Below are 6,513 nucleotides of genomic sequence, written 5' to 3' on the forward strand. Positions count from 1 at the left end.
TAAAAATCAGTTTTAGCATGAGTGAACCATTATTAAACTTTCAATCTCTTTATTAAGTTCACGCAATGAATCCCAATCATTTTCTTGCACCGGCAATAGTGGTAAACGCGGTGAACCGGTTTCAATCCCTCTTAAGCTTAAAATGGCTTTTGTTGCGCCGTACAAGGAAGGATAGCTTAATAGTTTAGTAATAATAGAGTTAATATTATTTTGCAGTTCTTGAGCTTTTACAATTTGGTTTTGGTTGAAGTAATTGTCTAGTTGGCCAAACAATTCAGGCATCACTCCGTACGTACCACCAATCCCTCCGTCTGCCCCCATAATTCGCCCACCTAAAAATTGCTCATCTGGTCCATTAAATACTAAAAACTCTTTTCCACTATTTGCTTTAAATTGTTGAAGTTCAAACACACTCTCACCTGACATTTTGATTCCAATTACTTTATCTTGAGCTGCCATTTTTTTAAATAAGCTTTGTGTTAAGTTAAAACCTGTTGTTTGGGGAATGTTGTAAATAATGAAAGGCAGAGATGAGCTATCAATCATTTCTTGCCAATGTTTTTCAACGGCTTTCTCAGATAAGCGATAATAAATTGCAGGTACCGCTGATATGGCATGCGCGCCTAAAGCTTCTGCATGAATAGCTAATTCCTTGCTTTCTTTAGTAGAGTTAGCTGCGACATGAACAATGATTGTCAGTTCTTGTCCAACTTCTTCCATAACCGCTTTCAAAACTGCTTTTCTTTCATCAGCAGTTTGAAGAATTCCTTCACCAGAGCTTCCGCCGACATATAATCCTTTCACTCCAGAATTCACATAATATCTAGCAAGCTTCTTTACTCTTTCCGGGCTTACCTCTCCTGTTTCATCATAAGCAGAGTACATTGCTACAAAAACACCTTTAAATTTGTCCAAATCCCATGTTGTCATCATTTCATCCCATTTCTGTTTTATTGTCATAGTATGTATTCACGATAATCATACTATGGTACTACCAGTTAGAAGAATCCTATTTTTATCCAACTGAAATCTTCCAGTTGATTAAAATTTTTCCAACGTGTAAGATTAATTTATGGGTCATCCTATGGTCTGACCACTTGAAGCTTGTACATTAAAATTAATCGCTTTCAGAAAAAATGTCAATCTTTTTTTGTAAAATTAATTTATGTAGTTTTTTGAAGTTGATCAATCGTTATAATAGATAGTAAGGTTATCCTATTTCCAATCAGAGTTAGATAGGGGTGAAAGTAACTGATGGTAAAACGCAAACAAACATTGGCGGAAGTTGTTAGTGATAGAATCAAATCATATATATCTGAGAACAAATGCCAGCCTGGTGATCGTCTCCCTACCGAAAAAGAAATTATTGACATGCTTGGGGTTAGCAGAACGATTGTCAGGGAAGCTTTAAAGACATTACAATCTCAAGGGATTATTGAAATTAAACAAGGACTTGGCATTTTTGTAAAAGAAATTAAGATTCAAAGTATTTTACGAAAAATATCCCCCTTTCTAACAATTGATAAGTTGAAATTTATGGAAGTCATTGATACTAGAATTATATTAGAACTAGGCGCTATAGATCTAGCTATCAATCATTATAATCTTGAAAAAATAAAGCAAATGTCCTATTGGAATGATGTGTTTTTAAAAAAGGCCAAAAGTGGCGAAAAGCCTAAAAACGAGGATTTGCATTTTCATCGTTCATTAATGAATGCAACTGGAAATGAAACCTTTATACAGGTATCATCCATTATTACTGAATATTTTAATATGAATCAACTAGAAGAAATTATAGATTTAGATCAATACGTTGCCTCCTATAAAGAACATCAAACAATTATTGATTCAATTTTAAAAAAGGATGTAGAGCAAGCAAAGCAAGCGATGAAGGCCCATCTGCATCATTTGTATAGTTTACTCGAAGATTGGGAAGAAGATTAAAACAAATTAAGGCTGTGATTTTATTGAAACGAATTGAAGATAGAGAAAGATTTACTTTAAGTAAAATTGTTAGTGAAAATTTAAGACAATATATTATTGATCATCAATTAAAAACAGGCGATAAACTCCCTTCTGAACGGGATTTAGCCGTAATGTTAGATGTGAGCAGAGTAATTGTAAGAGAAGCGTTGCGCGCGTTGGAATCAACTGGAATTATTGTGATACGGCATGGGGAAGGCGCTTTCGTCAATACAGACGACACGAGTGTCATCCTTAATCATTTACTCTTTTTCTGGAGAATGAATAACGAGCGGATTGAAGAACTTTTTGAACTAAGACAGTTGCTTGAAAAAACGGCGATTGAACAAATTATCGCCAATTCAGATACAGTACACTTAGCAGAATTGGAAAAAATCATTTTCGAAATGTCTCAAACAACGAATTCCGATGCATTCAAAGAACTAGATATTGAGTTTCATAAAGAGTTAATTAAAGCAACGAATAATGAGCTATTTACGCAATTAACCGATGTTATCGTACAATATTTTTCAGGCGTCTCCCGTATGATGGACGAAAAAAATAGGAACAAAACAATATCGGAGCACCAATTGATCATAGATGCTATAAAAGATAAGAATAAAAAGCTAGCTATTCAACTCTTAACTGATCACCTGCAGTATTCGATAAATCATAAAGTTAGTATTTAAATTGGGAAAAGTAATGGCCTATATCTTGTCGCAATAAACAGAATAAGTCTCCTTTCGTCTTGCCAAAAGATATTGTAAAAAAATCTTATTCATAATTTTTTTATGACGGTTCATACTAAAAAGGCAAATAAAGAAGGGAGCGAATAATATGAGTCGCGGCAAAGGCTTTAACCATAAAGAAAAAGGACATCCCGGTAACTTTCCTAAAAATAGTCTAGCTGGAGAAAAGGAACACACGAGGCAAACTGAGCAAATGGAAAACATTGTTACTCATGAAGCATTTAAAAACCGGATTAAAGAAGACGAAATGCCCTAAATCAGCCTATGATCCGAACTTAACTGAAAATACATCAAATATTTAAGAAGGCGACTCTTTTTCGAGAATCGCCTTTTTTTATTAAAGGTCTTAAGTCATCCATAATATAAAAAGATCTGCCAAGCCTTCATACATCCCCTAATTTATATATATATTTTAAGAAAGCCTATATTTTTGCAGTGTGTAACTCCTAAATAACCGGATACGTCTAAATATATGAATCAGCCATATTTGGAGGTGAACTGCTTGATTGCTATGTTAAAAGAAGAATTACTATTTGTTTACCTTTTTCTCTCCATTTCCTTTATCGATATTATGTTTCGATTATCTACGATCAATACGTTTTCTTACACGGATATCGTCATTTCTTTTTATTTTCTTACTGCATACATGTTGGCTATCTATTTAATATGCAGCTTTGTCCAAGGTACTGCAAGATTAATTCTGTCTAGTTTCCTTTTTATTATTGTCGTTATTATATATGTTTCTCAGCTTATATATTTTCAATTTTTCCGAACCTTTTATAGTATGTATTCTTTAGGAAAAAGCGCTCAGATCTTCGAATTTTGGAAGGATGTTGCCCAGTACTTACTTGACCATTTTATCGTTTCTATCTTATTGCTTTTACCTATCATCATATTAATTGCTTTCGGCAAGAAGATGTTGCCTTTAAATAAAATGAGCTGGGCTAAACGCGGTGTATTGCTTTGTTTATTTGTACTCTGTTATTCAGTAGGGATTGCTGCAGTATTTGCAAGCGGAAAAGCACAGAACACAGCTTATGATCTGTATTTTAAAAATAATTCTCCTTTGCTTTCAGTCGAACATCTTGGATTACTGACCTCAATGCGCCTTGATTTTCAAAGATTGGTTACTCATTGGTCTCCTGATGTAAAGGCTCCGGTTATAGCTGAGCCTAGGCCAATTAAATCAAAACCCGCCAAAGAAATTCCAGAAAAACAACAAGAAGAAAAGGTTGTAGAGTACAATGTATTAGATATTGATTTTTCCAATCTTATTTCAGAGGAAAGTGATCAAGCAATCAAAGACATTCATCAATATTTTTCAAGTGTTCAGCCGACAGAAAAAAATGATTACACTGGAAAATATAAAGGGTATAACCTTATTCTTCTTACTGCAGAAGGTTTTTCACCTTTTGCAATTGACAAGAATGTAACTCCTACATTATTTAAACTCGCCCATAAAGGGTATCAATTTACGAATTTTTACACACCTATCTGGCAAGTTAGCACTTCAGATGGTGAATATGTTGCCTTACAAAGCTTAATTCCGAAAAGCGGGGTTTGGAGTTTTCAAGAATCAGGTAAAAATCATCTCCCCTTTGTCCTTGGGAATCGACTAAAAAAGTTAAATTATTCCTCTAGGGCCTATCATAATCATACGTACACTTACTATGGGCGAAACATCTCCCATCCTAATTTAGGATATGATTATAAAGGACTTGGCAATGGACTTGATGTAAAAGAAACATGGCCGGAATCGGACCTTGAAATGATGGAAAAAACGGTCCCGGAATACATTCACGATGAACCATTTCATACGTATTACATGACAGTTAGTGGTCATATGCAATATTCTTTCACCGGAAACTATATGGCATGGAAAAACAAAAAATATGTTGAATATTTACCGTACTCTGACGAAGCAAAGGCTTATATAGCAACGCAAATTGAACTTGATCGCGCCCTAGAGCATTTATTAGCTGAATTGGAAAAAGCGGGTGTTGCAGATCGAACACTGATCGCTTTAAGTGCCGACCATTATCCATATGGTCTCGACGATCAAACAATTGATGAACTTGCAGGCCATTCTGTCGAAAAAAACTTTGAACTTTATAAAAATACCTTTATTCTATATACAAAAGGAATGGAACCGGAAGTCATTTCAAAACCTGCATCAAGCTTAGATATCTTACCAACACTTTCCAACTTGCTAGGTCTCAAATACGATTCCAGACTTCTCATGGGCAAAGACATCTTTTCCAATTCCGAGCCCCTCATTCCCTTCCTAAACAAAAGCTTTATTACCGACAAAGGAACATACAACGCCGAAACCCGCACATTCACACCAACCAACGGCGAACAAATCAACGAGGACTATATCAAACATATATCCTCCATCGTAGAAGCCAAATTCTACTACTCAACAAAAATACTCGAAAAAGACTATTATCGCAAAATTGAGAATTGAGCGAGTGCCAGGCACCCAACACTAGTGTTGCACGATAACCAATAAATGTAACTTTTGATTTAAAAGTAAAAATTTTCCAGTCGCTTTCATTCTATTTTTTAAAAAAAGGTAACGCTCAGTCTATTTCGACCCAGTTCCCTTTTTTTGTAAATATTTACTTTTCTATTTTTCTTTCTTTACGTAATGATCCTTTGAAATCGGGCTGACAATTGCTACATTTTCACCATATATTCGTGGGATAGGTATTTTACTAGGTACCTTCTGTCTTCCTTTGCTTCTTTTTTGAGGGCGATAAAATTCCCTGTTTACTTCATCCCACGAATCCAAAAGATATTGGCGAAGGATCCTTAAAAATTGCCAAGCTGTTTTTCTAGGCTGTTTCAGTAGTTTTAATATCTCAAGCAATCCAAAGGTAATGAGAGAAAGGAATAGTTGATTCCATATTCCAATCGGCGAATGGCTGAATAGATGCTCTACTTTAATATGTTGTTTTAACCATTTGAAGAAAATCTCAATAAACCATCGGTTTTTATAGGTATCCATGATCTCCTGTTCAGTTAAATCCAAGCGATTTGTCAAGATTCGGAAAAATGTGCCTTCGTTATCCGTAAATTCAACGAGCTTCAACCTTTCAGGCCTTGTCCTTATCGAGACTTTCGCATGCTTTGTTACATTAGGTACATCAGGGGTATATTCTCTCAATGTCTCAACTTTAAAGGTCTTTTTTACACGGACTAAGAACTTGACGCCCCTGCTAAGCCAACCGCCTATTTTAGTTTTTTCACCATATCCACGATCCATGACATAGGTGGCATCGTCACAATCAATCAAATGATTGACGGCATCTATATCCGCAACATTGGAGGTGGAAGGAATCATCCGTTCAGGAAACACACTGTCGGAAGAGGCAACGGCCAAACAAAGATGCAATTTTACCCCGCTGGAATCTTTTGATACAGCCGTCCAGTCGGAAGCCTGGTTGGGCAATTTTATGAACGTTGAATCAATGATACGTAATATCCCTACATTTGAATGGATTCCTTTTGCCTTGGACTTAATGGACCAATATTTCCATGCGATGCGACCCAACAAGGCTGATAACTCAGCTGTATCCAAGGACCTAAGCCGACGGCTTATCTGAGAAGCACTAATGGAGCCAATCTTGAGTTCATTTTGGATCTGCTTTTTCGACCTTATAGCTACTTCGATTTCCCGAAGGCTACCCCAGCGAAAGAGGGTCGAAAGGAGAAATATTTTCACTAAGGATTCATCCGATAATTTTGTGAAGTTGTAATTATGGGATGGGCATGCCAGTGTTGTGGCTGGTAATAAAGA

6 protein-coding genes are annotated in these 6,513 nt (G+C 35.8%); 4 read left to right on the plus strand and 2 right to left on the minus strand.

Annotated features, from left to right (window positions below):
- Positions 1–12 precede the first annotated feature (12 nt).
- On the minus strand, positions 13–960 hold the full coding sequence (locus KHA96_RS14725; protein WP_249315637.1) for a dihydrodipicolinate synthase family protein: 948 nt from the start codon (positions 958–960) through the stop codon (positions 13–15).
- Positions 961–1,254: 294 nt separating this feature from the next.
- Between KHA96_RS14725 and KHA96_RS14730 the strand changes: the two genes are divergently transcribed.
- The 4 genes from KHA96_RS14730 to KHA96_RS14745 all read left to right on the plus strand — a co-directional run bounded on the left by KHA96_RS14730 (position 1,255) and on the right by KHA96_RS14745 (position 5,178).
- The gene (locus KHA96_RS14730) at positions 1,255–1,944 is read left to right on the plus strand and encodes a FadR/GntR family transcriptional regulator (protein WP_213130091.1); all 690 of its coding nucleotides are present in this window, start codon (positions 1,255–1,257) and stop codon (positions 1,942–1,944) included.
- 23 nt (positions 1,945–1,967) lie between these two features.
- Positions 1,968–2,651: a FadR/GntR family transcriptional regulator gene (locus tag KHA96_RS14735; RefSeq protein ID WP_213130092.1), complete on the plus strand. Its 684-nt coding sequence runs from the start codon at positions 1,968–1,970 to the stop codon at positions 2,649–2,651.
- A gap of 148 nt (positions 2,652–2,799) precedes the next feature.
- Positions 2,800–2,967, plus strand: a complete 168-nt coding sequence (locus KHA96_RS14740; RefSeq protein ID WP_213130093.1) for a hypothetical protein — start codon at positions 2,800–2,802, stop codon at positions 2,965–2,967.
- Positions 2,968–3,222: 255 nt separating this feature from the next.
- Complete coding sequence (locus tag KHA96_RS14745; protein ID WP_249315682.1) at positions 3,223–5,178, plus strand: LTA synthase family protein; 1,956 nt, start codon at positions 3,223–3,225, stop codon at positions 5,176–5,178.
- A 162-nt stretch (positions 5,179–5,340) separates the two neighbouring features.
- On the opposite strand, the gene KHA96_RS14750 is transcribed toward KHA96_RS14745, so the two are convergent.
- Positions 5,341–6,492: an IS4 family transposase gene (locus KHA96_RS14750; RefSeq protein WP_249315541.1), complete on the minus strand. Its 1,152-nt coding sequence runs from the start codon at positions 6,490–6,492 to the stop codon at positions 5,341–5,343.
- Between the last annotated feature and the right edge of the window lie 21 nt (positions 6,493–6,513).

The sequence above is a fragment of the Bacillus sp. FJAT-49711 genome, from assembly GCF_018343715.1.
In the GTDB taxonomy this organism is placed as follows: domain Bacteria; phylum Bacillota; class Bacilli; order Bacillales; family Bacillaceae_C; genus Lederbergia.

Coding starts and splice junctions, on each gene's coding strand:
- KHA96_RS14725 (WP_249315637.1), bottom strand. CDS start 960: ATGACAATAAAACAGAAATGGGATGAAATGATGACAACATGGGATTTG.
- KHA96_RS14730 (WP_213130091.1), top strand. CDS start 1,255: ATGGTAAAACGCAAACAAACATTGGCGGAAGTTGTTAGTGATAGAATC.
- KHA96_RS14740 (WP_213130093.1), top strand. CDS start 2,800: ATGAGTCGCGGCAAAGGCTTTAACCATAAAGAAAAAGGACATCCCGGT.
- KHA96_RS14745 (WP_249315682.1), top strand. CDS start 3,223: ATGTTAAAAGAAGAATTACTATTTGTTTACCTTTTTCTCTCCATTTCC.